Below are 802 nucleotides of genomic sequence, written 5' to 3'. Positions count from 1 at the left end.
TCGCGGCCGTTCGGGCCGGTGACACCGCCGCCTACGAGCTGGTCTACCGCCGGCACGTGGACGCCGCCCGGCGGATGACGCGCACGCTCGTACGCGACCCGGCGGACGTCGAGGACCTCGTCGCCGAGGCGTTCGCGAAGCTGCTGGCCACGCTGGAGGAGGGCGGCGGGCCGGAGTCCGCGTTCCGGCCGTATCTGCTCACCACCATTCGCCGGCTCTTCTACGACCGCACCCGCAAGGCCCGCCGCGAGTCGGTGACCGACGACCCCGAGGCCCACGACCCCGGCGTGCCCTTCGTGGACACGGCGGTCCAGGGGATGGAGTACGGCTTCGTCGCGCGCGCCTTCGCCCGCCTGCCCGAGCACTGGCAGGCGGTGCTGTGGCACACCGAGGTCGAGGGCGAGAACCCGGCCGACGTGGCGCCGATGATGGGGCTGACGCCCAACGGCGTGGCCGCGATGGCGTACCGGGCCCGCGAGCGGCTGCGCCAGAACTACCTACAGGAGCACATCGCCGCGGACCCGGCCGACGAGTGCCGGTGGTCGATCGAGCGGCTCGGTGCCCATGTCCGGGGTGGACTGTCCCGCCGGGACGGTCGCCGGGTCGAGCAGCACTTGGACGAGTGCCGGCGGTGCCATCTGCTGTTCGTCGAGCTCGGTGAGGTCAACGCGGGTATGCGCGAGATCCTGGCGGGCGCGCTGCTGGGCGGCTCCGCGGGCGCGTACCTGAGCGGCGCCGGCGCCGGCTCCGCGGGCTCGGCGGGTTCCGCGCTCGTGCGGCGGCTGCTGCGGCGCCGCTCGGT

The 802-nt window shown here is 74.6% G+C and carries 1 protein-coding gene; it reads left to right on the top strand.

What is annotated here, in order from left to right; translation table 11 throughout:
- On the top strand, positions 1–802 hold an 802-nt coding region (locus ACTMTJ_RS45395), incomplete at both ends, for a sigma-70 family RNA polymerase sigma factor (protein WP_441225326.1).

Origin of the sequence: Phytohabitans sp. LJ34 (assembly GCF_052068095.1) — a bacterium.
GTDB lineage: Bacteria > Actinomycetota > Actinomycetes > Mycobacteriales > Micromonosporaceae > Phytohabitans.
This window is presented reverse-complemented; position numbering and strand designations above follow the sequence as displayed.